Source organism: Streptomyces sp. NPDC058964 (genome assembly GCF_042741275.1).
Taxonomy (GTDB): domain Bacteria; phylum Actinomycetota; class Actinomycetes; order Streptomycetales; family Streptomycetaceae; genus Streptomyces.
Genome location: NZ_JBHYKH010000534.1, coordinates 4,660 through 6,034, shown reverse-complemented (window position 1 = coordinate 6,034; position 1,375 = coordinate 4,660). Strand labels below are relative to the sequence as shown.

The 1,375-nt window shown below is 75.5% G+C and carries 1 protein-coding gene; it reads left to right on the top strand.

Annotated elements, in window-relative coordinates:
* Nucleotides 1-147 precede the first annotated feature (147 nt).
* Nucleotides 148-1,375: helix-turn-helix domain-containing protein (locus tag ACFW2E_RS39425; RefSeq protein WP_384474660.1), on the top strand; the 1,228-nt coding region annotated here is incomplete at its 3' end.

Below are 1,375 nucleotides of genomic sequence, written 5' to 3'. Positions count from 1 at the left end.
CCCCCGAGACCGCCGGCGGAGCCGTACCCGCCGGCGCCGGTCCGTCCGCGCGTAGCCCCGGGGACCGGGGACCGCCCGTCGGGTAACGTCCACCTCTGTAAGCCGATGTATGCCGAGGTCAACGCGATGGACGAGGAGAGGGCAGACGTGGGTGGCCGAGCGGAAGAGGACCCGCGCTCCCAGACGCCGTACGGCACGGACGCCTCGTGGGCCGAGGAGCTCCTCGACCATCTGCGCCCGACCGGGCGCGACCTGCGCCGGGTCGTCGCCTGGCTCGCCCACACCGTGGGCGGAACGGCCTGCCTGCAGGACTCCGGCGGTGGTCTCCTCGCCGGTGAGCGGATGACACTCGACGACACCCTGGTCACCGATGTCGTCGCGGGCCGGATCTCCTCCGCCGCGCTGCAGGACGCCGGCCGCCATGTACGCCTCGTCGCCGTCCGGCACCCCGGCCCGCACCCCGCGTCGACGGGCCTGCTGGCGGTCGCGCGCCCGGCCCCCTTCGACCGGCGCGCCGCCGAGATCGTCACCCGCACCGCCGGAGTCGTGGAACTGCTGCTCAGGGACCGTGAGCTGACGGCCGCGGGCCACCGGCTCCGGCGCGCCGCCGCCGATCTGCGGCTGGCGATCCTGCAACTGCTGATGGTCGAGGACATCGTCTCCGCCCGACGGGTCGCCGCGGGCCTGTGGCCCGGCCTGCTCGACACCGAGACGGCCAGCGTGTACGTCGTGGAGGGAGCCGCCGCGGAACGGGACCGCCTCGCCGAGCAGTGCCTGGACGTGACCGACGGCCAGGCACTGGTCGTGCGCTGTCCCGCGATGGACGGGCACGTCATCGTCGTCAGTCCGGCGCGCACGACGGGGGAGCGGTTGCGCTCCCTGGTCGGCGGGCGCCCCGGGACCTTCCTCGGCGGCAGCGTCCGGCAGAGCCTCGCCCGGACCGCCACCGCCTACGGCCAGGCCATCAGCGCGCTCGCCGTCGCCCACTTCCGCCCGGACCAGGCGGCCGTCTACGCCGAACGGACCCATCCGGAGCGCCTGATGGAGCCCGCCACGCTGCGCGCCTGGTCCACCGACGTCCTGCGCCCCCTCGACACCCTGCCCCACCACACCCGCGCCGAGCTGCTCGCCACCACACGGCTGGGTCTGGAGTTCACCGCGGTGAGCGCGGCCAAGGTCCTCGGCGTCAGCCGCAACACCGTCCGTGCCCGGATGGACCGGGTCGAGGGCCTGCTGCGCACCGACTTCTCCGACCTCACCGTCCGCGCGGCCGCCCACCTCGCCCTGAACAACCACTCGGGGCCCGCGGTCTACACCCCCCACAACCCCACCCCGGGCGGCGCCCGCCCCGTGTGGGGGCAGCGCGCCCGCGCCC